This window comes from Providencia rustigianii DSM 4541, assembly GCF_000156395.1.
Lineage (GTDB): Bacteria > Pseudomonadota > Gammaproteobacteria > Enterobacterales > Enterobacteriaceae > Providencia > Providencia rustigianii.
The window spans coordinates 230804-254011 of record NZ_GG703818.1 but is presented as its reverse complement, the minus strand read 5'-3'; the positions used below and the strand labels follow the sequence as shown (position 1 = coordinate 254011).

The 23208-nt window shown below is 41.8% G+C and carries 20 protein-coding genes; 12 read left to right on the top strand and 8 right to left on the bottom strand.

Annotated features, from left to right (window positions below):
- Positions 1–2: 2 nt before the first annotated feature.
- The 10 genes from PROVRUST_RS06255 (at position 3) to PROVRUST_RS06210 (ending at position 9530) form a co-directional block, all read left to right on the top strand.
- A complete protein-coding gene (locus PROVRUST_RS06255) occupies positions 3–668 on the top strand; it encodes an EscR/YscR/HrcR family type III secretion system export apparatus protein (RefSeq protein WP_006813896.1) in 666 nt (221 codons plus the stop codon).
- A gap of 16 nt (positions 669–684) precedes the next feature.
- Positions 685–957 (top strand): EscS/YscS/HrcS family type III secretion system export apparatus protein, encoded by a 273-nt coding sequence (locus PROVRUST_RS06250; RefSeq protein WP_039854915.1) that lies wholly within the window; start codon positions 685–687, stop codon positions 955–957.
- Positions 954–1748 carry a type III secretion system export apparatus subunit SctT gene (sctT, locus tag PROVRUST_RS06245; protein ID WP_006813894.1) on the top strand — a complete coding sequence of 265 codons (795 nt, stop codon included), beginning with the start codon at positions 954–956 and terminating at the stop codon, positions 1746–1748. Before PROVRUST_RS06250 ends, sctT begins: the two co-directional genes overlap by 4 nt.
- Positions 1749–1765: 17 nt before the next feature.
- Positions 1766–2851, top strand: a complete 1086-nt coding sequence (locus tag PROVRUST_RS06240) for an EscU/YscU/HrcU family type III secretion system export apparatus switch protein (protein ID WP_006813893.1) — start codon at positions 1766–1768, stop codon at positions 2849–2851.
- A gap of 129 nt (positions 2852–2980) precedes the next feature.
- Positions 2981–3520: a type III secretion system translocator chaperone SicA gene (gene sicA, locus PROVRUST_RS06235; protein WP_006813892.1), complete on the top strand. Its 540-nt coding sequence runs from the start codon at positions 2981–2983 to the stop codon at positions 3518–3520.
- Positions 3435–5225, top strand: a complete 1791-nt coding sequence (gene sctE / locus PROVRUST_RS20145) for a type III secretion system translocon subunit SseC family protein (RefSeq protein ID WP_377093657.1) — start codon at positions 3435–3437, stop codon at positions 5223–5225. The genes sicA and sctE overlap by 86 nt, the downstream gene beginning before the upstream one ends.
- A gap of 18 nt (positions 5226–5243) precedes the next feature.
- Positions 5244–6554 carry an IpaC/SipC family type III secretion system effector gene (locus PROVRUST_RS06225; RefSeq protein WP_006813890.1) on the top strand — a complete coding sequence of 437 codons (1311 nt, stop codon included), beginning with the start codon at positions 5244–5246 and terminating at the stop codon, positions 6552–6554.
- A gap of 77 nt (positions 6555–6631) precedes the next feature.
- Positions 6632–7561, top strand: coding sequence for an IpaD/SipD/SspD family type III secretion system needle tip protein (locus PROVRUST_RS06220; protein ID WP_169305265.1), 930 nt, complete (start codon positions 6632–6634; stop codon positions 7559–7561).
- Positions 7562–7616: 55 nt separating this feature from the next.
- A complete protein-coding gene (locus PROVRUST_RS06215; RefSeq protein ID WP_006813888.1) occupies positions 7617–9260 on the top strand; it encodes a hypothetical protein in 1644 nt (547 codons plus the stop codon).
- 9 nt (positions 9261–9269) lie between these two features.
- On the top strand, positions 9270–9530 hold the full coding sequence (locus PROVRUST_RS06210) for an acyl carrier protein (protein ID WP_006813887.1): 261 nt from the start codon (positions 9270–9272) through the stop codon (positions 9528–9530).
- 51 nt (positions 9531–9581) lie between these two features.
- Here the strand turns inward: PROVRUST_RS06210 and PROVRUST_RS06205 are convergent, their stop codons facing one another.
- The 6 genes from PROVRUST_RS06205 to PROVRUST_RS06180 form a co-directional block, all read right to left on the bottom strand.
- Complete coding sequence (locus PROVRUST_RS06205; RefSeq protein WP_006813886.1) at positions 9582–10532, bottom strand: carbamate kinase family protein; 951 nt, start codon at positions 10530–10532, stop codon at positions 9582–9584.
- A gap of 77 nt (positions 10533–10609) precedes the next feature.
- Positions 10610–12172 (bottom strand): permease family protein, encoded by a 1563-nt coding sequence (locus PROVRUST_RS06200; protein ID WP_006813885.1) that lies wholly within the window; start codon positions 12170–12172, stop codon positions 10610–10612.
- A gap of 256 nt (positions 12173–12428) precedes the next feature.
- Positions 12429–13844, bottom strand: coding sequence for a YlbE family protein (locus PROVRUST_RS06195; RefSeq protein ID WP_006813884.1), 1416 nt, complete (start codon positions 13842–13844; stop codon positions 12429–12431).
- The gene (gene fdrA / locus PROVRUST_RS06190) at positions 13844–15394 is read right to left on the bottom strand and encodes an acyl-CoA synthetase FdrA (RefSeq protein WP_006813883.1); all 1551 of its coding nucleotides are present in this window, start codon (positions 15392–15394) and stop codon (positions 13844–13846) included. Before fdrA ends, PROVRUST_RS06195 begins: the two co-directional genes overlap by 1 nt.
- Positions 15384–16307: an oxamate carbamoyltransferase subunit AllH family protein gene (locus tag PROVRUST_RS06185; RefSeq protein WP_006813882.1), complete on the bottom strand. Its 924-nt coding sequence runs from the start codon at positions 16305–16307 to the stop codon at positions 15384–15386. Before PROVRUST_RS06185 ends, fdrA begins: the two co-directional genes overlap by 11 nt.
- Positions 16308–16326: 19 nt before the next feature.
- The gene (locus PROVRUST_RS06180) at positions 16327–16932 is read right to left on the bottom strand and encodes an ankyrin repeat domain-containing protein (RefSeq protein WP_006813881.1); all 606 of its coding nucleotides are present in this window, start codon (positions 16930–16932) and stop codon (positions 16327–16329) included.
- Between the two features lie 589 nt (positions 16933–17521).
- Between PROVRUST_RS06180 and PROVRUST_RS06175 the strand changes: the two genes are divergently transcribed.
- Positions 17522–18460 (top strand): LysR substrate-binding domain-containing protein, encoded by a 939-nt coding sequence (locus PROVRUST_RS06175; RefSeq protein WP_006813880.1) that lies wholly within the window; start codon positions 17522–17524, stop codon positions 18458–18460.
- 7 nt (positions 18461–18467) lie between these two features.
- Here PROVRUST_RS06175 and PROVRUST_RS06170 read toward each other — a convergent pair whose 3' ends face one another.
- Together PROVRUST_RS06170 and PROVRUST_RS06165 are read right to left on the bottom strand one after the other, a co-directional pair.
- Positions 18468–19388 (bottom strand): alpha/beta hydrolase, encoded by a 921-nt coding sequence (locus PROVRUST_RS06170; protein ID WP_084789699.1) that lies wholly within the window; start codon positions 19386–19388, stop codon positions 18468–18470.
- Positions 19389–19403: 15 nt separating this feature from the next.
- Positions 19404–21449: a TonB-dependent receptor domain-containing protein gene (locus PROVRUST_RS06165; protein WP_172459974.1), complete on the bottom strand. Its 2046-nt coding sequence runs from the start codon at positions 21447–21449 to the stop codon at positions 19404–19406.
- Between the two features lie 585 nt (positions 21450–22034).
- On the opposite strand from PROVRUST_RS06165, the gene emrA reads away from it, so the two are divergent.
- A complete protein-coding gene (emrA, locus tag PROVRUST_RS06160; protein ID WP_006813876.1) occupies positions 22035–23207 on the top strand; it encodes a multidrug efflux MFS transporter periplasmic adaptor subunit EmrA in 1173 nt (390 codons plus the stop codon).
- The last annotated feature ends 1 nt before the right edge of the window (position 23208 follow it).

The window sequence follows — 23208 nt, the reverse complement described above, 5'->3', positions numbered from 1 at the left end:
GTATGCCGACGGTTCCGAATGAAATTCCATTATTAGTCCTAATCGCATTTTCCACATTGCTGCCTTTTATTATTGCAGCGGGGACCTGCTATTTAAAAATTTCAATCGTACTGATTATGGTGCGTAATGCTATGGGAGTGCAGCAAGTCCCCTCCACGATGGCATTAAATGGGATTGCATTGTTACTGTCCATTTTTGTGATGATGCCGATTCTGCAAGATGTGAATAATCATATGCGCAGTGAACGTGTTGATTTTAGCAATGTGGAGTCAATTGATAACTTTGTTGATAACGGCTTAGGGCGTTACAAAGATTACTTAGTGAAATATTCCGACCCGCAGTTAGTCACTTTTTTTGAGTCAGTTCAACAAGGAAAAAGTGAAGCAGAAGTGAGTGAAGAACAAGCCGAGCCAACATTATTTTCACTATTACCGGCTTATGCTCTCAGTGAAATTAAATCTGCGTTTGAGATCGGTTTTTATATCTATCTACCCTTTGTGGTCATCGACTTAGTGATCTCCAGTATTTTGTTGGCGCTCGGTATGATGATGATGAGCCCTGTAACTATTTCAGTACCCGTAAAGTTAATCCTGTTTGTGGCGATCGATGGTTGGTCATTAATTTCGAAAGGGTTAGTTATGCAGTACTTCGAACTCGCACAGCATTAACTTAGGGGAATGGATGATGGATTCAATCGTTTATGTGAGCAATAAGGCGATGTTGCTGATTGTTATTTTGTCTGCCATTCCCGTGATTGTCGCGACTGTGGTTGGATTGCTGGTGGGTCTTTTGCAGACAGTGACACAGCTTCAAGAACAGACATTACCTTTTGGTATCAAATTATTAGCCGTTTTTGGTTGCTTATTTATGATCTCGGGTTGGTTAGCAGATAAAGTCATGAATTATGCCCTTGAAGTTATGACGGCAGCGTTGCCATCCATAGGGCTATTTGGATGAATCAGGAGATGATTTCTCTGGCATCCTCTGTCTATTTTAATTTTCAGCATGGGTTAATGAAAATTGCTTTAGCTTGGCTACGCATTGCCCCTGTCATGTTTTTTCTGCCTTTTTTGAGCAACAAGCTGCTCAACGGGGGGATCATTAAGAACTGCGTTGTAGCGTATTTGGCGCTAGGAATGTGGCCCTATTTATCGGCGAGAGACATTGATTGGGCACAAATGAGTCTTAGTGAAGTATTTTTATATGAAATTTGCATTGGTATCGTACTGGCACTGATTTTGGGCTTACCGTTTATGATTGCCAACATTATTGGTGAACTGATTGATACCCAGCGAGGGGAAACCATCAGTAGTATCGTGGATCCGGCAAGCGGTAGCGAAGCTTCTGAGCTCGCGGTTTTTATCAGCTATATCGTGTGTATGGTTTTTTTAGCTCAAGGCGGTATGTACCAGCTCGCTAATGTTTTTGCGCAAAGTTACCAATTATTGCCATTTGCTCATGGGTTTACGTCTTTTAACAGCTTGCCGTTGGCTGAATGGTTAAACAAAGCCGTGGTGAATGGTGTTATTTTAACGGCACCCATTATTGTGACGTTATTTATTTCGGAAGTCGCGCTCGGGTTATATTCCCGTTTTTGCCCACAATTAAATGCATTTTCATTATCGCTCGCCATTAAATCGATTATTGCATTTATTGTTTTTTTACTTTATTTCCAAAATGAAGTACCGGACATCTTAGTGAATATGATTTCAATGTCGCCATTGAATAGCGTATTTCTTGATCCTTAATGTAAGTAGAGATTGCTATGGCTGAAAAAACAGAAAAGCCTACCGACAAAAAAATAAAAGACTCTGCTAAAAAAGGACAAAGTTTTAAAAGTAAGGATACGGTTGCAGCCATTGTATTAGTTGTCGGTGCATTAGTTATTGATGGCGCCGCTAGCTTATATGAACTTGGCGGGCTAATGAAAAGAATATTATTGCATCCATACGATATTCATATTGATAATTTACTTTGGCAGTTTTCAAAAATATTTTTAAGTTTGGTTTTGCCTATTTTAATTGCCTGCTTTTTATCGGGGACGATTGTTTCTTTATTACAGAGTCGATTTCGATTGGCAACAGAAGCAATCAAAATTGATTTTACTAAGTTAAATCCAATTGCGGGGTTTAAGAAAATATTTTCTTTAAACTCACTAAAGGAACTTATTAAAGCTATTTTATATTTATTGGTATTCAGTATTTCAGCCGCAACTTTTTTTGTGGTGTGGCGACAAGAGATTTTTATGCTCTATCGAACCACCATCAACGGCATGATGAGTAGTTGGGTAACACTTTGTATTTTATTTGTTTTTGTGTTTCTGGCGGTGGCGGTTTTCATCGTTGTGATTGATGCTATTGCAGAGTTTTTCTTGTTTATTAAAAACTTAAAAATGGAAAAACAAGAAGTTAAAAAAGAATTTAAAGATAATGAGGGTGACCCGCATATCAAGAGCGCTCGAAAAGGTTTACACCAAGAAATCCTCTCTGAGGAAGTGAAATCAAACGTGCGAAATTCGACATTTATTATGGCGAACCCTACGCATATTGCGATGTTAATTTATTACGATTCAAACATTGCGCCACTACCTTTTTTAATGGCAAAAATGCGCGGAGTACAAGCAAAAGCCATTATTAAATATGCACAGCAGCAAGGTGTTCCCGTTGTAAGAGATATTATATTGGCTCGCCAAATATGGCGAACATATAAAAAAGACAGTTTTATTGATGACCAAGGATTACAGAGTGTTATGCAAATAATTACCTGGTTAATTCGTGTTGAATTAGAAAAACTGGGAATAGATGTTGACGAAACATTGGAAAAACTAATTAAAACCGAATCACATTCATAATTTGATAAGGGTGTAAATTAATTATTATTTTGCTAAATCGTTTTTTATAAGAAACAGATTATTTGATTAATTATGATGCAATCATCAGGGTTTGCATCATATGCCACACATTAATAACAAGGTGAGAATATGAATCATACCGCAACCGACGATTTAAAAGACGTTGATATGGAAGCTTTACTCGACAGTATTACCAGCGCCTTAATGGAAGGTGCTACCTATAAAGATATCCACGGTATTCCTCAAAGTACCATGGACGGTATCTATGCTTATGCTTATGAGTTTTATCAGCAAGGTAAATTAGATGAAGCGGAAACCTTTTTCCGATTCTTAAGCATCTATGATTTCTACAATACCGATTATGTCATGGGACTTGCCGCGGTTTATCAATTAACGAAACGTTATGAGAAAGCGACGGAGTTATATGCGTTGGCATTTGTATTGACCAAGAATGATTACCGACCACTGTTCCATGCGGGGCAGTGTAATTTGCTGTTGAAAAAAAGTAGCGCAGCCATTCACTGTTTTGAAAATGTCACCAGAGGCTCAGCAGGAAAAGGGATTCAATGCCAACGCGGTATTAATCGATACGTTTGCAACGTTACGCCAACTGTTGTTTGCTGGAAACTTAACGGAGTTAAGCAACCGCTTACAATTGCTGAATATTGAATCGGCTGCGTTACGAGAAAAAGGGGCTTTGTTGCTCGACTCATTTGCCGTAGCAACAGAGCAACTTAATGGCTCCGCAGCCGAGTTCGACACGCAAAAAAACCAGTTACTTGCCGCAAAAAATGCGTTACATAGCTTAAAGACACAGCAACAGACTTCACAATTATCGATAAAACAGAATCAAGATGAATTGGCGCAGCGACAATCTCAACTCAATGAAAATAAAGCGTCTTTAGTCCAACTCTCTTCATTACCAAACACACCAGAAACCGACAGCGCACAGCTAATGCTGCAAGCAAACATCGCAGAGCTGACTCATCAAATCCAACCATTACAGGTGCAGAATCACCAGCTTACGGAGAACCTCCGGACATTAAATAGCCAAGTGACTACATGTCATGATGATATCAACGTGTTACAGAGCAAATTGGAAGTTATCGCAGAAGATGCAGCTAAATTAGCTCAAAATGCAGATATAGAGCGCCAAAAATTAAATCAATTTATTGAAACTGCGCCACGCCCTACAGAGGTCGATGGGGATAAATGGGAAAACACCATTGCTTTACTCACCATGCTCACCGCTACGCTCAAGAAAGCGATGAATGAAGATTCGATTCGCAACCTCAAAGAGCAAGAAGAGGTGATGATGAAAGTTAGTGAAGCGGCGCGTAAAGACTCCGATAAAAAAGCTAAAGAAGCGGCAGAAGCGGAGCGCAAAGCGGCGGATGCCAATAAAGCAGCCTCTTGTGCGAGCAAGATTTTCAGTTACGTAATGCTCGCAATTTCGGTGATTGCGACGGTAGCGACCTTTGGCGCGGCTGCCCCATTAACCTTAGCGGTAGCTGCGATTGGTATCGCATTAGCGGTGACAGATATTGTTTTAGAAGAAACGGGGCAAGGGAGCTTAATGCAGATGCTTGCCGCTGAAATATCCAGTGCCGTCACCGATATGCTAGTGGCGTTTGGGGTTCCTGAAGAGGAAGCCAAACGTATCGGTAGCATTGTCGGTATGGTGCTTGCAGCGATTGCCTTTTTAGCAATTTCATTGCTTTCAATGTCCTCATTTGTGAAGAACATCGCCAATACGGTCACCAACGTGACCAAGATGTTGGCAAAAAATGTGGGAACTATATTAAAAAGCGCCATTAAGTCTATGCCGAAAAGTTTCACTAATGCTCTCGGAAATATGGCAACTAAAGGTGCCAAAGTTGGACAATCAGCCGCTGATAATGCCGATGAAATGGTTAAGCTCACGAAATTAACCAAGCTAGCAGATAAATTTGATGATGCCCAAGAGATTGCTAAGTCTGTCGAGCAAGTGGGTAGCAAAGTCGATGATGTTAAAGACATTGCAAAAACCGTAAAAGATGTGGCTGCAAACAGTAAAACACAGAGTGTAACGATGGCTCGCTTGGAAGTGGGAATGAAAGGGACAGGCGCTGGGTTATCTGTTGCAAATGCGGCAACGACAGGCGGATTACGTTTAAGTGCCGCAGCGCAGCATAGAGATATGAAAGAGATGTTAGCGGGCATGATGTTAAATAGTGAGGTGATACAGGCTCTTGAAGAATTGCTAAATGCACTAATTAAGTCTGTTTCAAAAAACTATGAACAGTTAGATGAAATGTTCACCACCATGATGAATTCTTTGAATCGCTCAAACAGTAACAAAGTCGACATGCTAAAAACAGCACGCTTCGCTTAATTTTTTGGAGATAATCTTATGACAACCGTAACTCAATCCCTATTTTCTCCAGTATTATCCAAGCCAGTTGGGCAGACAAATGCTCAAGCATCTACACCATCTACAGCAGCAGAAAATACACCAAAATCAGTTACTATCAGTGATATTACAGCGAATGCAGCTGAAATTTCGGGTGAAAGAGTCGCCCTAAAAATCCCAAGTGGCACAGTGAATGCTGAGGCACTCACTAATGCATTAGACCAATTAGATTCCCCAGAAAAAGCGCTGTTATTAAATGATTTACGCACTTTTATCTCTTTGACTCCTGACATGGTTGAAACCACCTTAACTAAGGTGGTCAATGAAAGTACTGAGTTAACAGCAAAAAATATGCTGTTGGATGATGAAGCCGTAATTAAGCAATTTTCACAGGCAATTTATGTGATTTTAGCTGGGTCTTTCTTTAAAGATGTTTTAAATAACCAAGGCGTTACGGGAGTTTCTTCAAAAGAGACTAAATCCGTTCAAGCCGTGAAGAACAGTGAATTTGTTGGGATCATCAGCAGCGACTTGATCGTGGAATTGATGAAAATAATCCGCAAGGTTGTGGCTGAATTAAATATTTCTGATCGTCGTATTAGTGCTGATTTCTTAATGCTAAATGCCAAAATGGTGGAATCCGCTGCGGAATCTACCATTAAAGAAGGTAAAGAGATGTTTGCGGGTGCTTTAACGGGTTTCTTTACCTCATTAGCCATTAGTACCGCAGGCGCTGCATTCCAAGCGCGTTCTCTTCATAAACAAACACAATCGATTAAAAATAATCTAGTCAAAGCGAACCAAAATGGTGCGGCGGCTGATCGCTTAAATGAGTTAAATGCCGGTTCCCTCTCTTCAGCTAATGGACTGAAAGGAAACAATTTATCTTTAAAAACTAAAGATGGCGTAGATGTGGATATGGTGGATAGTGCAACACCAGCACAAAAAGCATTGGCAAACCAACGTGGAGCTGAAGCCGCCCAGCGAACCAATAAATTAGGGTTAGCGGAGCGAGACGAGCATGAGCGCATTATGAATAAAACGCGTGTCCATATGGGGGTTGCAGAACAAGGCTCTCGTTTATCTGACAACGCGGGGCAGATGGCAACCTCCGCTAATCAAGTCAATGTTAAATCGGAAGAAGCCAACAAAATGACTCAACAATCTGTCGCGGATATGGCTCGCTCGGTATCTGCCGATAAAGATAAACAAGTCGACAAAAATAGTGATCTCGTTAAAGAGATGCGTAAAAGCGTCAATGAGATCAAAGAAGAACAGCAAAGAACATTCCAAAGCATTGTTAGGGGATAAAAAGGTTAATTATGATGATGGATACTTTTTCACTCACTAGCTATGCCCATTCTCCCCTGTTAAAAGGGGGGAAGCCCGTGGAATCACAAACGCAGGTGAACACGTCAGTACGTGACGCTGGCCTATCTCCGCTGGATGCCCAGGGAGATGCATATCAACAAGCGACTCAGCATTTTCAACAGTTGGGTTATGACGTTGCCCTTGAGCCTTATCAGGAAAGAGCAGTTTCTTCGGATATTGAGCGACTCAATGATCAAATCAAAGATGTGAAACGTCGAAGTAAACGCGCAGTTGACCGTTATAATCAAGCTTCTCGTCATATTGCAGATGCCGTGGCGGATGGGCGTCCACATGTTCAGGGTATCAGCAACCTAATCGAGAATATCCATTCTGGGTACCAAAAGAAATACGGTGAAGTGGTCAAAGCCTCGACTCAGTATATGCAAGATGTGAATACGGCAGTGGGTAAGATGAGCCAGTATATTACGGCGGGAAGTGATGGGAAAATTCAACTGAAGCCAGAAGCCCTATTACAAGATATGGATAAAATGATCAGTAAATACTCGGGTAAGAGTTACTCAGGTAGTGATCCTGGGGCCTATTTTGGCGGCTGGTCGGCAGATTTCAGTAACGCGACCCCGTTAACTGCCATTAAAGGAACTCAAGAAGAGTTTGAGTTTTGGGATAAAAAGCTTTCTGGGCAAGGGTTTATTGTTGAATACAAGAATAATGAGATCAAAATATATCCTGATATGAAGCCCATTGCTGAAATGTATTATTCGGTTACCCACTCCTCAGCAACTTGGAATGGTAGCGATATTATGTCTCAAGAACTACAGAGCTTACAGACGGCGATTGATGCTCAAAAAAACGCAGTGAATAGTAGCGTTTCAAGGCTTTTAGAAACGTTCCGTCAGGATAATAGTCACTTTGAAACATTAGTTCAGCTATTAATTCAGTTAATTAAAGATTTAAACCAGAACAACAATAGCCTAATCAATATGTGATTTAGGTAATTAATAAATTTTAAAGTTTAATCATAAGTAATTATGAGGAATATTTATGCCTATTGGAAGCACCGCGCTATCAAATAATCGATTGGTAAACTCACCATCCGATCCCCGTAAAATCGCTGATACCAGTGAAATGGCGTCACAAATTGCGTCAGTACATACAGCGCAAAATGAGCGTGTTTTTCCAATTAGTGAAGAAATGAATAATATGATTTCTATTGCGGGAGACCGTAATAAATTGCATCAGCATAATCATATTGAGCAATCGCTCAATATTCATAAATTATTAAAGAGTCGCTACCCTGAAATTACACGGAATATGATTCTGTCGGTAATCTGTGCGGGGGCAAGTGGTAATTTGGCACAGCAGGAAATCAATTATCGCCCAGAGAATAACTTAGTTCTTTTAACATTGCTCAAGCCTGAAGAGTTAAGCGGCATAAGCTCATTATTAGATTCAGCGGCTGATTTAATTACAACACTTTATAAAATGGGAGAAAAAAACTCCCATGCAAAACGCGTATTAAGCCATGAAGAAAAAGTATTTGATAAAAAAATCGAATCGGCATTATTGAAATTGGGGCAGGGTAAACTGCAAGTATTAGCTCAACGATATCAGCAGCAGTATGTTGATCCCTCTATTAAGCAAGTTTTAGAAACCTACTTTAGCCAAGACGAAATTGCTAGCCACCCTATCGATAGCTTTTTGGTTAGCTCACTGAACTATGGTTGTGAACAGCGAGCCGCTGGCGCAATTCGTGAATATGAGCAGCATAAACGTGAAGCTTTTGTCGATAAAGCCTGCCAAATCCACAATATGTTTTTATCTTTGGAAGAAAAAATAGAAACTATTCGCCCACTCAAAATCAAAATGGATTTAGGGGAGCCAAAAGCACCGTCTTTACCGGTATCAGCTCCAGAGGAGGACACGGTTGATGGCCGACAATATTTCCCTGCATCTGCCCCTAAAGAGTCATTATTACCAGCCACCACTACACATAATGAAAATATGTATAATACTTATAATACAAGTAATTATTATGCGTCGCCGCAAGAAATAACGAGCATCAATAACGTCAAATCGGCAGAAGTCACTAGCGAAAAAACGGTTATCGAAAAAGTCTTAGTTGAAAAAGATTCAATTGAAAAAGCTGGGTTGCCTTCGTCATTTCGATCGGTATTGAATGTGGAGCTTTGTGCACCAGTTGTTAAATCGCCAGCGCGTTTTACAACAACGTTAGACGTGCCAATCATCCGTCATATTCAGGAAGTTGTCACCGAGGCTCCGACATTGGTGGAAGAAAAGCAACTGGGTGGAAGTTTTGCGAATAAATATGTTCGCGTATCGATGAATGATCCCGCAACAGGAAAAGTTCGACATTCATGGCAGTTATCTGGAAAGGAAACTAAGCCTGTGACATTAAGTGAACGCGGCGCATTAACCCGTGACTCATCGTTACAAGAAGCCTACAGCCAGAATACAGACATGAAGATTCAAACACAAAATACGGTATTCGCTAACCGATTTGAAGCGGTGGAAGTGGAAGATGAAGTCACTGGGCAAATCAAAAAAACGTGGCAACTGGCGGAGACCAAAACCAGCAAGCCTGTAACCTTGACGGAAATGGGGGCGCTAACCCGTGACCAAGTCGCCAAAGAGAAGTATGACGACAATGGAAAACACTTCTCATAAGGTAACTTAATGACCACACAACATGCGACTGCGCAGCAATGGCTAGAAAATCATATTCAGCAAATGCGGACTTATTCAGGGATTACGAAACAATATTCAATGGATGCTGAGCTTATCGCGGATGTACACATTGATTCTTTAGAGCTGTTAGAGTTGATTGCCGCGGTTGAAATTTATACGGAGCAGCCATTGCGTGATGAAGTGTGGATGAAATGGCGACGTTTACAAGATATTGTGGATTATCTCGCTAAAACCGTGGTCATTAACTAAAAAATGATAAATGCGTTTCCTACTTATCAACCGTAGGAAACGCGAATCGAATTACCCCTGAACAATATGAGTGCCAGTTTCACCGCGTAATGCATCCGGCAATTTTTCAGGTGTGGTGATAATCACGCGTTTTCCACCCTGTTTAATGAATGACAAACTCGCCTCGATTTTTGGTAGCATACTTCCCGCAGGGAAATGCCCCTCTTCCATATAGCGTTGCATATCACTCACGGACGTTTCCCCAAGGGCTTGTTGTTGCGGTTTCCCGAAGTGAATACACACTTTTTCCACGCCCGTGGTGATCACTAAAATCTCCGCTTTTAATTCCTCAGCCAGTAACGCAGTCGATAAATCTTTATCAATGACCGCATCGATACTTTGATATTGTCCATGACTGTTCTTAATGACTGGAATGCCACCGCCACCAGCGGCAACCACCACATATTGGTTATCGACTAGCGTGCGAATCGCTTGTGATTCAATAACATGTTTAGGTTCTGGTGAAGCAACCACGCGACGATAGCCTCGTCCAGAGTCCTCCACAAAATGCCATTCAGGGTTATTTTGCTTTAACTGGTTAGCTTGGGCTTCAGTAAAAAATGCGCCGATCGGTTTGGTGGGTGCATCAAAATTAGGATCGTGCTGATCAACTTCCACTTGGGTGATCATCGTGACCGCTTGTCGTTGATGGCGTTGCATCAGCGCATTAGTGAGTGCTTGTTGAACTAAATAACCAATCCCACCTTGGGTATCTGCCACACAGTTGGCTAATGGGGTTAATGGCAAGCCTTCTTCCCGATGGGCAATTTCTGCACGGCGTAGATCAAGACCAACTTGAGGTCCGTTGCCATGGGTCAAAACAATGTTGTAATTGCCTTCGAGCATATCGCAAATATGTAGAGCCACTTCTTGCACGGCTTTTTCTTGCGCTTCGATAGACTGGCTGTTGTTATCTTTAATAATACTGTTGCCCCCGATGGCAACAACCACGAGTTCTTTCATTGTGATATATCCTGATACAGAGAATTTAGCGAATACGTCGGTGCGCTAGGCACACCGACGATTAAAGGCTGGTTTGATTACGCTGATTTACTGATTTTTTCAGCATGTTCAGGTTGTTGTTGTTCTACCGATTTGCGGCTATCCAAAAAGTGTTTGAGTACAAACAAAGCGGCCATCATGAGGTAAGCGTAAACAAACATCAAGGCTGGACCGGTTGCAATACCTACCGCAGGTGAATGGATGATACCGAAGAATACCAGTACGGCGCCAACTGCCGCGGCAATTGCACCACGTAATGGCTGATTTAAGATAGCGAAGATCGCAATACAGCCCCACAGCATACTGGCTAACGGTGCACCGTTACCTAAGTGAACAAGACCTTGATAATAAACACCTTTGTGTAACAGTGTCTCAACACCAATGGCACTTGCAGAGGTTCCTGCCGCATTCATCACGCTGTTAACCATGGTCAATGCCCAGTTGGCTATCCATGGGAATAGACAGATAAAGATAACGGGCACTTCAATTTTCGGTGTTTCCCGCACCACTTGGTTGGCGGTGACCACGCCGATAAACACCAGAATTGGCACAATAGCGGTCATTGGGATGATGGCTAACATGAATGCGCCGATCCCGAATAGTGGAACAAGGAACATGGTGATACCGGATGCCAATGTATAACCAACACTGGCGCCCATCGCTTTCCAACCCGCGTGACCCACATACACGGTGACAGGGAATGGGTTACCCATAAAACAGCCAACAGTCGAGGATAAACCGTTAGCGAGCATAACTTTACGAGTGTTGTACTCATCGCCAGCCGCGTGAGCACTTTCGATGTTTTCCAAGTCAAAGATATAGTTTGCTAAGCCTAGTGGTACGGCTGAGGCTAAGTAAGGTAATGCATGAGGTAAGCCTTGTAAGAAGCTATCAATATGGATGCCTGGTGGGTTAAAGCCGAATGACACCATGGAATCTTTAATGGCTTCAGTACTTTGTAAACCCGATATCCATGCTAATGCAGTACCCGCAATCAGCAGTAATAAGCCGGTAGGAATACGGGCAAAGATCGGCTTTTTACCAAACCAGTTGATGAAAATTAACAGTAATACGATGAATGAAACGGTTGGCGCTTCAAATGCTTGCAGCATTGGGTTCATCGCCAGTAACAGTAATCCCAGTCCGGAAAGACAGGATAACAGCACGGTACGCGGGATCATCTTACGGATAGTTTCACCTAAGAATGAACCTCCTACGAGGATCATCGCTTCCACGAAACACCAAACTAGCGCGATTTGAATCGCAAACTCAGCATTTTGTGTGGTCTGGTACACCGGCATGATAACCAAGAACGTGACGGTGAAAATAGAGGGAGCACTCGGTCCGGATGGCAACGCGGTGACATCATTACGACCGGTTTGCTTGATCATCTGCTGACCAAAGTAAGCGTAGCTAATACTGGCAAGTAAAACAGCAAAACCAAATGCAGGAGCAATACGGCCGTAAACAATTTCAGAGGGAATTCCAACAACGAAAATTAATAATCCCATCATGGTGAGTAAGTTGGTTAGGTTATTGGTCATCAACCCAAAGTAGGCGGCCAAGTCCCCACGTTTCCACTTAATATTCAATAGATTCATTATATACTCCCCATACCCGTCATTCTTTGAACTGCAGCGTGGTTGGTTGCGTTCATTCGCCCTAGTCACATATTGGTATGTGCCTTGGATTTCATTGACTTGCCGCCTAGCTGCAATTCAAATTATGTTGGGGTTAATTCCATCGATATTTTGAGCTACAGCGCTGTTTTCCATTAAGACTAATCAGGGTATACGTCACTTTATATTTATTTTTTTACCCGACCGAAGTCGGGCGTTATTTAGCTATTGCTGGTGGTTATGCATATTTTTGAGCATAAGAAAGCATGGCTTTTTCAAAACACTCAAAGGGTGGATGAACAATACCTGCACCAATCATGCCGATACCGGCATCTTTATGGGCAATGGCGGTATTGATGACAGGTAAAATGCCGCTTGCAGAAACTTTGGTAATATCAATGGCGGTTGGAATTCCCATGAAACCAAGTAGTGGGATCGTAATATTTGGGTTTTCACCAAGGGTAATCTCACGCATTTGACGAGAAAAATCTACAGCTTCGTCAACGGTACCACCGACAAGAGCAACAATTGCCGGTGCTGTTGCCATGGCAAAACCACCGATACCGTAGGTTTCTGTGATGGCAGAATCCCCAATATCTAAGCCGGAATCTTCAGGTTTATAACCCGCGAACATGGGACCGATAACCTGTTGAGAAGGTCCCGTAAACCAATGACCCGGTAACCCGCTAATGCGTAAACCAAATTCATAACCATTACGTGCCATGGTGGTGACGACGGTGCTGTATTCGATACCATGAGCAGCATCCATCGACGCTTTACACATCGCCATCCACGTAGGGCCTGAGAAATAATCGCTGCTGGCAACAAAATCAAACACTTCTTTTTGTTGAGCCACAGAGAAATTAGTCTGAATGATCCCTGTTGTTAGTGCCTGAATGAGCAATGTGGTTCCCGCATTATTACGGTTATGGCACTCATCCCCCATATGTAGGGCTTGTGCGAGCATTAAACGTAAATCAATTTCGCCAATAATGTTCATTGCGTCACGGAGCATTGGACCTAATACATCGCGCATCCAATTTAAACGGTCGATAACGCTTTGGTCGTTAGCGCCCATCCGTAAAATTTTCGCCATCTGCTCACTGAGGTTGGTGAAAGCGCGGTTACCATAGGTTTTGTTTTCAACGATGTGCATGAACATGGAGGCGGAAGTCACGCCAGCCATCGAACCGACACAATCATGCTCATGGCAAGGAGAGAAAATAATATCTCCAGATGCAGCAACACGTTCTGCATCGGCTAAATCTTTAGCTAACCCTTCAAAGACTAACGCACCCGTGACAGCGCCTTTCATTGCGCCACACATGTTTTCCCAAGCAACCGGAGGACCCGCATGCAGGATGGTATTTTTAGTCATACCCGGAACTACATTAATCGCTTGGTCATAACCGACTAATACAGGTTGGGATTGGATAATTCGCTCAAGAGCTTGCGCATTAGCCGCTTCAATTTTTTCCTGTAATGCCGCGTTATTTTCGATGCTATCTAGAGCGCGGATCACCGCAACGTTACCTTGACCAGGGGGAGTCCAGCTTAAATGGGTCACAGGAACATGTTGTTTTTTCAGGTCATCGCTAAACATTTCGATGCCAATGTTAATTACGTTTAATGGTTGCTTAAATAATGAAGTCATTATGCTTTTTCCCCTTTCCAAACAAACTCACGTCCTAATAAACCGGTATTGGTGCTGCTGCTTGCCCAAATGACATCTGCATCGGTGAGCATTTTGACTTGTGCATCCATTGACGGTGAATCTTGGTCAGTACCGAGAACGTAGCCTAAAATCACCAGTTCACGACCGTCTTTCTTCGCGATATTTTTGGCTTCTTTAATCGCATCAATCATTACGCCAACTGGGTCTTCATGGGAGCCGTAGCCAAGCACAAAGTCCATCATGATGACACCGACTTCAGGATCACGGGCTTCTTGTAGTAAACGCCCGATACGGTTTGTTGGGTCAATCATTGGGTGCGGTTTACCGTTGGTGAAGTCATCATCGCCAAAATCTAGGAAGGTATGGGCGATACTTTTATTGACATCTTTTAAGCGGAAATCAGGGTTTGGCTGAATATTGCTGTACACATCGTCATATTTTTCGAGTGCTGCGAACATCGCTTCATCACACAATGTGCCGCCACAGAACAGTCCGCGAATATATTTTTGCTCTGGTTTCAGTATGGCTCGGACTTCATCAATCAGCGGTAAATTCAGTGGATGCAGGTCTAGCGTCTCTTTTTTAATACCGGTTAACAGAACCGCTTTCAGTGCCGCTTCTTTGGTACCTTGAGCAAAGGTCAGTCCCGGTTCATCATCCGGTAATGGTTGGCTACCTAAGAAACAGACCACAACGGGCTTATGGCATTTTTTCGCTTGCTCGAGCACTTTTTTGGCGACGGAAGGGGCTGGTGGTTTCGAGATTAAGGCAATAACGTGGGTTTCATCATCGGCATCCAGCATTTTTAGGGCATCAATCATCATGATCCCGCCAATTTTTTCGCTAAGATCACGTCCACCGGTACCGATTAGCTGGGAAACTCCTGCGCCAAATTCGTGAATACGCACGCTGAGTTCTTGGCTTCCCGTTCCTGATGCGCCGATGATCCCAATGTTGCCACGACGAACATCATTACCAAAACATAATGCCGTGCCATTAATGATGGCGGTGCCACAATCGGGTCCCATCATCAGTAAGCCTTTGCGGCTGGCTAATTGCTTAAGCGCTAATTCATCTTCAATGGAGACGTTGTCAGAAAATAGCATCACGTTTAGGTCATTTTCTAACGCAATACGAGCTTCACGAGCCGCAAACTGACCATTCACGGAAATGATGGCAAGATTGCTCTCTGGGATATGTGATTTAGCTGAATTGAGTGTGGCATATTTCGCTTCGTGGGTAGAGCCACCTTGGTTCTTCTTATTGAATAACTCTTCGATGGCGAGTAGTGAGGCTTCATTTGCTTCATCACTAGGGCCCTTAATCACGATCATTAAGTCGCCATTCTTCGCGTTTTCTAATTCTGGGGTCAATAAGCCAACATTGCTTAATACACCTTTATTCATCTCGGTTGCCATCGCAACGAATGCTTGCTCAACATTTTCAAGTTGATTGGCTTTCGTTGAAATTGACATCAGGGATACGGAATCAAAATAGGTATTCTTTTTTATGACAACTTTAGTCGACATCTGTTTCTCCAAAATAATGAGTGAGATACAAGGCATCACGAACGCCAAATAGCATGTCGCAACCTGAACTCGACCCGATATTTAAAATCGCTAAAAAATTCGCCTGCATATCGTCGTTATTCCCATCAACAATGGATTGAATAAGCCGATACATATTTTCTCGGTACTCATGGCATAGCGCCTTTTCTAAGGTGACCGCGCTAATCGGTGTGGTTTGTGCTTTTGCCGGTGTAATTCCTTGATAAAATTCGGAATAAATGTCGCTCAAAAAATGGTGCTTTAAGAGCAAAATAGACATTAATCCCACGAGATAATCATCGCCTGTCGGCGTCAATCCAATGCCTAACCCGACAAATTGCGAAATAACAGAAATAACGTCAGAACGTTTTTTTTGTTTTATTAATTCAATTAATTCAACGCGTAATTGAATTAATTTTCTCGCCATTGAAAAATAAAATACATTATCGCCTTGATAATTAAACAAGGTACCTGGATGGTTTTTTAAAATTAAATCTAAATCGTTTATTTGTTTTTTTAAAAATAAAAAATATTTAATATCCTTTTGGTTATTAGGATTATATTCAATAGGTGGTGGTTGCCATTTTTTACATAATTCAAAACTTAGTGAGTATTTTTCACCTATAGTCATATACTGACTATTGATGGTGATAAGGTCTCCATCATGGATATCAAATAGAGAAAAGTCTTTAATTAATAATCGACAGCTGTTTGGTGCATTATCTAATTGTGAGCAAAGTAACGTGAATAAAGAGTTATTAATGGAAAAATTAATCGCTTTATTAAATACCTGCTCAATATGTCCTGTTTCTAACGGCTGGTTTAACAGATGATAAAAATGGGGGGCAGCCGTTAGTCCATATAATATCTGTCGATGGGGCGCGATATTATTCACATGCTTCCTCGATTAGGAATTAAGCACCTGCCGCGACCAGCAATTTTTCAATTTCGTGATAACCTTTTTCACGGGCTAACTCTAATGGTGTTTTACCATATTTATCAGTCATATGTGGATTGGCACCATGTTCTAAGAGTAATTTCACGATTTGCTGTTGCTTCTCTTTTCCATCATTTAATACGATGGCTTCTAATAAAGGAGTCCAGCCAACAAAGTTAGTGTGATTGACATTGATGTCTGTTTTTTCCAGTAATTCCTGAACAATTTCCACATGGCCTTTTTCACTGGCTGGGGTAATACCCACACCACCGAAACGTGTTAATAAATCAAGATTAGGATTGGCGGGTAATACAAGACGTAATAAAGTTAAATCGTTGGTTAGGCAACTTAACAAAAATGGATTAAAACAGGTTTGGTCTTGTTTATTGATATCCACACCAATACTGATTAAATAAGTGATGCAATCATAATGCTTATTTAAACTTGCATTCACAATTGCTGTACGACCTTGTCGGTTCGTCGCGTTAATATCCACACCTTTCTCGACACAATTTTTTAATGTCGCTAATTGACCTTGTTCTGCTGCGTTAAGAAATTCTTGAACTAGTGCGTTGGCTGTCATAACGCTCTCCTGTATTAGGGCTTTAATTTTTATTTATCGATTTTAAATCGATGAATATTTGATAAACAGAGCATACCAATAGGGACTAATAAATAGAATCCATTTAAATATCATTCATCAATAGGAGGGCTGATTGTTGAATTGAATTTAATAATGCGTGCTTTTTGTGCGTGAAAGCATCATTTTAATCGTTTAAATGCCGGTTTTTGGGCTTTTTCCCGGCTTTTTTTGGGTGAAAATTGACGTGTTATGGTGAGTCCAAAATGATTTGATCAGTTCTGTGATACACATCAAATTAGAAGTTTAATAAATGTTATTATTGTAATGATTTTGTAGGTAACGACAAAGTTATGCAAAGTGATTTTAATGTTTTTAATTCAATAATATGAGTTGGTTATATTTGTTTTTCCGTTTTTGACTGAATGTCATTTTAGCTAAGTCTAAACATTAAAAATTAAACATTCCATCAAAGTAAATATTTCTGTTACTCTATAAAAAATGGTGAATAAATAATCGATTTTTCAGGCTATTGAATAGTATTCACATAAAATGCATTTTTGAACGTTTTTTATTCAATACAGGAAACGCGATGAACTCAATTTTTATCGAAGAAAACTTACTGACATTCACCACCGCAGCAAAGTATGGCAGCTTTAGTAAAGCGGCGGAAGAATTGGGGATTACCACCTCGGCAGTGAGCTATACCATCAAGCGCATTGAAACCTATTTGGATGTTGCGCTGTTTATTCGTGATACTCGCAATATTGAGTTAACGGAGGCTGGGTTCTATTTTTACCGCAAAGCCACTGATTTATTAAATGATTTTCATTCGATTAAAAAGAGTATTTACTCCATTGAACAAGGGATTGAAGCGCGCGTCCGAATTTGTATTAATCAGCTTCTCTACACGCCCTATCACACTGCCAGACTGTTACAGATATTAAAAAAACAATTTCCCACTTGCCAGATTACAGTGACAACTGAAGTTTATAATGGGGTCTGGGATGCGATTATTAATAATATCGCCGACATTGCGATTGGCGCTCCCGGTACGTTGATGGATGGTGGCGGGATTGATTATATGGAAATTGGTGCGATTCATTGGCAATTTGCAATTGCCTCTACTCATCCACTGGCATTAATGCCTGAACCCATAGCTGAAAGCCAGCTACGGCTGTATCCCAATATTATGGTGGAAGATACGGCGCATACGATTAATAAGCGGGTTGGCTGGCTATTGCATGGGCAGGAAGCGATACAAGTACCCGATTTTAATACCAAGTGCCAATGCCAAATCTTAGGGGAAGGGATCGGATTTTTGCCCGATTATATGGTCAAAGAGCATGTTAAAAATGGGCTATTAATTCCGAAACAAATACAAAATCCACGGCAGGATTCACATATGTTGCTAGCGACTCAGCACTCTGCAACGGGGTTAGTGACTCAGTGGATCCGTAAAGAATTTACCAACAATGGGATTTTAGCGAATCTGTATAACGATATGCTAAAACCCATTAGTCCACAATAACCCGGATTTAAGGCTGAGATACGGTAATTTCCAGCGCTTGGTTTATCGCATCAGGGATCACGCCGCCATGGGTTTTTCCCTCAAAAAGAGTAAAAGAACATGCTCGCTGGTGAGCCTGAATTTCTTCACAGATTTTGCGCGATGTAATCCAACTTTTTCGAGTTTGGTAATTCTGTTTTTGTTCATCTGTTAGTCGGGTTAAATCAGGTTTTTCTTCTAATCCACCCAGCGCAATGTGGATGGGGGAAGCATTCGCTATGTTAGTCAGTTTCGCTAAATCCACCATTTTTCCTTCCCCCCACCATAATGACGGGCTAGCGGACACAAAATGCTGGAAAGCAGTGGGATGGTTTTGGTATGCCATTAAGGTAAATAAGCCACCGAAAGAGTGCCCAAATAACGTTTGGCGTTGGGTATCAATGGGAAATTGTTGCTCTGCCCATGGTCGAACCGTATCCGTTAAAAATTGATAAAGGGCATCGGAGCCACCTCCTTGTTTGAATGCCTCACCGGATACTTTCGGGGTGTAATCGTAGGTACGCTCTTTTTTAGGGAAAGCTTCATGGTTGGGATACCCCATGCCAATAATGATTGGCAGGGTTTCTGGGGTAAATTTGTTCGCAGCTTGATTGACGGCGTGGGGGTATAGCCCATTGCCATCTAACATAAATAATACTGGACGCTTACCCGTTATGTTCAGGGGGACGGCGCTATAAATACGAAATACTCGCTCGCCATTGCGCAGATCGTGGTGCTGAAGGTCATAAACCTGCTTTGCACTTTCATCAATGCTAGGAATATTCGGGTTAGGCCGAGCCCAAGGACTGGTTGCGATACACATCAATAGGCTCGCCATAAACAGTTTTTTCATCATCGGAATTGCCATCGAACAAGAAGAAGTCGGCGGGTAATTGGCTGCTAGCGTCATACCCGCACTCAGGGATTAGAATGTTACGTTGATATTCGCCCAGTAGCGACGTCCATCTTCAACATCCCAGTTACCGCCATTATCCGCATCGATTTTTGGACCTTTCTCGTTGCCAAGATTTAATACCGCAAGGTTCAATTTGGTATTTTTGAACAACTGATAGGTTGCCCCCACATCCATGGTGGTATAGGCATCACGATAACGAGGAACGGATGAACCATTACGTTGTGCAGCCCAAATTTGCTCGCCTTCATAGTGAACTCGGGTATAGAGATTCAGCTCTGGATTGTATTGCCAATCCAATTTAGCATTGGCTAAATGTTTTGGCGTTTTGTCCAGTGGGTAGCCTTTGAGGGATTCGCCGCTGGTCAGCTTCTCATCATTACTTTTACGTTCTGAATCGGTATAGGTGTAGTTGAGGCTCAGGTTCCAATCTTCAGCGAATGGAATACCCGCAGCCACTTCAATCCCTTTGATATTGGCTTCACCCACGTTGTCATAGGTGTACAGATTCAAATTAGTGATTGGGTCTTTTTCACCAGTGTAATAGCTAGTGAGTTTATTTTTAAAGTCTGTATTGAAGAACATTAAGCTCGCATTAAAGCCAGACTCATGGTCATAAGCAATACCGATTTCTTGGTTAAAGCTTTTCTCTGGTTTTAGGTTGTCATTACCGTAGATAATGCCCAGCCCTTTCTCTGTTGATGTCCCATAAGTTGGGCTGATTTCACGCAAGGTTGGTGCACGGAAAGCCTGTGATACCCCACCTTTAAGGGTAATTTCATCGGTTAAGTGGTAAATCGCATAGCCGCGAGGGTTCCAGTGATTACCATAAAACTCATGGTGATCTAAACGTAGCCCACCGGTTAAGATCAGATTCTCGGTAGCGGTAAACTCATCTTCTAAGAACAGGGCATACTGATCTGCGGTGAGGGAAACATTCTCAGTGGTTTTCGCTCCGGTTGCAGAAGTATCTTTCAATTTTGCATGTTGGTATTGGCTGCCCACCGTCAAAATATTATCCGGTAAGAACGCCACCACTTTACCATCAACGACAGTATTGGTGATTTCAGGAACACGGGCTTCGTATGCAAAATTATACAGCCCAGTTTTCGTATCTTTGGTTTCAGACTTAGTTTTACGCTTTGTTTGTTCTTGATAAACGCTCACTTCCGTTTGGATGATATCCCAGTCACCTTTGTAGGTTAACGCCATATGGTTACGGTCGTTGTGGATCTCTGATTTGGTATTATCGCGACGCTTACCATTGAACATGGAGTATTCAGCTAAAGATTTTCCGGGTTCTGAGTAACGTTCTTGGGTGGTTCTTCCCGCTTCAAATAAGAAAGTTTGATTTTCCATCGGGGTGAAAGTCAGTTTGGCCGTTAAGCTTTTATTGTCTTTCTTATTGTGTCCATCAGGAATTTTATCTTCCTTACGATAATCACCGCCGCCATACAGTTGCAGGCCTAATTTATCTTGGATTAATGGCCCTGACAGGTAGAAGTTACCATCCATGGAATCGCCGCTTTCGCTATTTTCTTGGATGATGGCTCCAGTTGTGACGCTACCATGCCACTCATTGGTCACTTTTTTCGTGATGATATTGATAACACCGCCCATGGCATCTGAACCATACAGCGATGACATTGGTCCACGGATGACTTCAATACGCTCAATCGCTTCAACGGGCGGCATAAAGCCCGCTTCGAATCCACCGCTACCATTTGGACGGGATTCACGGCTATTTTGGCGACGACCATCCACCAGAATTAGTGTGTATTCGCCAGATAATCCACGAATATTAATATCTTGTTTGTTTGCACTACCAACGACGCTCACACCTTCAACATCTTTAACGGCATCAGCTAAGTCACGTACCGGTTTATTTTGTAATTGTTCTGCGGTGATAACGGTAATACTGGCTGGTGCATCACGTAACTGCTGTGAGTATCCGGATGCGGTGACAATCATTTTGTCGGATTCTTCTTGTGCTGTGGCGCCAAACGAGGCAATAGCTGCGCAAACACCCGCAGCAAGTAGTGAATATTGAGAACGCATTTTCATATTTATCCCTAGTAAATCTAAATGATAATAATAATCATAAGTCTTGCGAATATTACCATTGAAACACATCTGAAATAAATAATTAGCTAGCTATTTTTTAGGCGAAGTTTGATCTCGGTTAACTTTTTTTTGCAGAAAATCATCGGAAAAATAGGGGGATTGTTAGTACCAATAAGAGGCTATCAAGGCATTCTAGATAGAATTCATTATTGGCGAGTAAAATTATTTTGATTATCTTATTTCGATATATTCAAATTAGAGTCAGGCAATAGAATAATTTAATAAACTCATCATTTTTAGAATAAATTAAATGCGGAATTGGATTTCTTATTTGTGAATTATTTCTACTGATGAATATTAATATCCTATTTAGATTGTTTTTTTTCGTGGATATTAGGCTATTTAGTCATTTATTATTTTATATCTAATTGAATAAACTATGATTCTCGTCAATTTTAAAATATAAATTTTCACGCGATAATCAATTGAATTTAAAAATAATTGGCTATTGCATTATTACAGTGAGTTCGTAAATATAGTGGATAGAAATATTACTGAATCTTTTGCCTGAGAATTATTATGGAACAATCAACAAATTCAACTGAAACACCGCAAGAAACTAAAATGAAAAATAAAAGAACGTTATGGATGGTGATTGCCACCATTATTATTGTTCTATTATTTGTCGCTTATGGTGTGTATTGGTTTTTAGTCTTACGTTTCCAAGAATATACCGATGACGCCTATGTCTCTGGTTTGCAAATTCCGATTGTTGCGCAAACAACAGGGAATGTGACTCAGGTTAATTTCGAAAATACAGATTTGGTGAAAGCCGGCGATGTATTGGTCGTGTTGGATCAAACCAATGCCAAGCTTTCCTACGAACAAGCTAAACATGATTTAGCCACCACAGTGCGCAAAACCAAAGAGCTGTACATTAATGGGGATCAGTATCAGGCGCAAATCCAACAAAACCGTGTCTCCCTTGCGCAAGCCCAAAAAGATTACCAGCGGCGCATTGCATTAGGGCGCAGCGGAACAATTTCAAAAGAAGATTTACAGCACTCCCAAGAAGCGGTGCAACTTGCCCAAGCCGCGTTGGATATCTCTATTCAACAATATAATGCGAATCGTGCATTATTGCGCAATACCGCTTTGAAAAATCAGCCAGCGATTCAACAAGCGGCAGATAGCGTGCGCAGCGCCTGGATCAATTTACAGCGCACTGAAATTAAAAGCCCAATGACCGGTTATGTCTCCCGTCGTAACGTTCAAGTGGGTTCGCAAGTGAGTTCACAAAGTTCCCTGATGGCGATTGTCCCTGTACAGCCAGTTTGGGTCGATGCTAACTATAAAGAGACGCAATTAGAGAGCGTGCGTATCGGTCAGCCAGTGACCATTAGCAGTGACTTTTATGGTAGCGATATTGTGTACAAGGGAACAGTCGTTGGATTAGACATGGGAACCGGCAGCGCGTTCTCGTTGCTACCCGCACAAAATGCCACGGGTAACTGGATTAAAGTAGTACAACGTTTACCAGTACGTGTGGAATTAGACCCAGAACAAGTGGCTAAGCACCCGTTACGTATTGGTTTATCGATGAATGTCACCATTGATATTAAAGATCAAAATGGGCCCGTGTTATCGGAGGTTCAGCGCACAGTACCGGCCTTTGAGAGTGATGTCTTGGTCTTGAAGCTGAACGAGGTTGATCAGGTGATCGATACCATCATTAGCAATAACGCGGATTAGC

Coding starts and splice junctions, on each gene's coding strand:
- PROVRUST_RS06225 (WP_006813890.1), top strand. CDS start 5,244: ATGACAACCGTAACTCAATCCCTATTTTCTCCAGTATTATCCAAGCCA.
- fdrA (WP_006813883.1), bottom strand. CDS start 15,394: ATGTCGACTAAAGTTGTCATAAAAAAGAATACCTATTTTGATTCCGTA.
- sctT (WP_006813894.1), top strand. CDS start 954: ATGAATCAGGAGATGATTTCTCTGGCATCCTCTGTCTATTTTAATTTT.
- PROVRUST_RS06175 (WP_006813880.1), top strand. CDS start 17,522: ATGAACTCAATTTTTATCGAAGAAAACTTACTGACATTCACCACCGCA.
- PROVRUST_RS06255 (WP_006813896.1), top strand. CDS start 3: ATGCCGACGGTTCCGAATGAAATTCCATTATTAGTCCTAATCGCATTT.
- PROVRUST_RS06195 (WP_006813884.1), bottom strand. CDS start 13,844: ATGACTTCATTATTTAAGCAACCATTAAACGTAATTAACATTGGCATC.
- PROVRUST_RS06250 (WP_039854915.1), top strand. CDS start 685: ATGGATTCAATCGTTTATGTGAGCAATAAGGCGATGTTGCTGATTGTT.
- PROVRUST_RS06240 (WP_006813893.1), top strand. CDS start 1,766: ATGGCTGAAAAAACAGAAAAGCCTACCGACAAAAAAATAAAAGACTCT.
- PROVRUST_RS06170 (WP_084789699.1), bottom strand. CDS start 19,388: ATGACGCTAGCAGCCAATTACCCGCCGACTTCTTCTTGTTCGATGGCA.
- PROVRUST_RS06205 (WP_006813886.1), bottom strand. CDS start 10,532: ATGAAAGAACTCGTGGTTGTTGCCATCGGGGGCAACAGTATTATTAAA.
- PROVRUST_RS06210 (WP_006813887.1), top strand. CDS start 9,270: ATGACCACACAACATGCGACTGCGCAGCAATGGCTAGAAAATCATATT.
- sicA (WP_006813892.1), top strand. CDS start 2,981: ATGAATCATACCGCAACCGACGATTTAAAAGACGTTGATATGGAAGCT.
- PROVRUST_RS06215 (WP_006813888.1), top strand. CDS start 7,617: ATGCCTATTGGAAGCACCGCGCTATCAAATAATCGATTGGTAAACTCA.
- PROVRUST_RS06200 (WP_006813885.1), bottom strand. CDS start 12,172: ATGAATCTATTGAATATTAAGTGGAAACGTGGGGACTTGGCCGCCTAC.
- emrA (WP_006813876.1), top strand. CDS start 22,035: ATGGAACAATCAACAAATTCAACTGAAACACCGCAAGAAACTAAAATG.
- PROVRUST_RS06180 (WP_006813881.1), bottom strand. CDS start 16,932: ATGACAGCCAACGCACTAGTTCAAGAATTTCTTAACGCAGCAGAACAA.
- PROVRUST_RS06165 (WP_172459974.1), bottom strand. CDS start 21,449: ATGCGTTCTCAATATTCACTACTTGCTGCGGGTGTTTGCGCAGCTATT.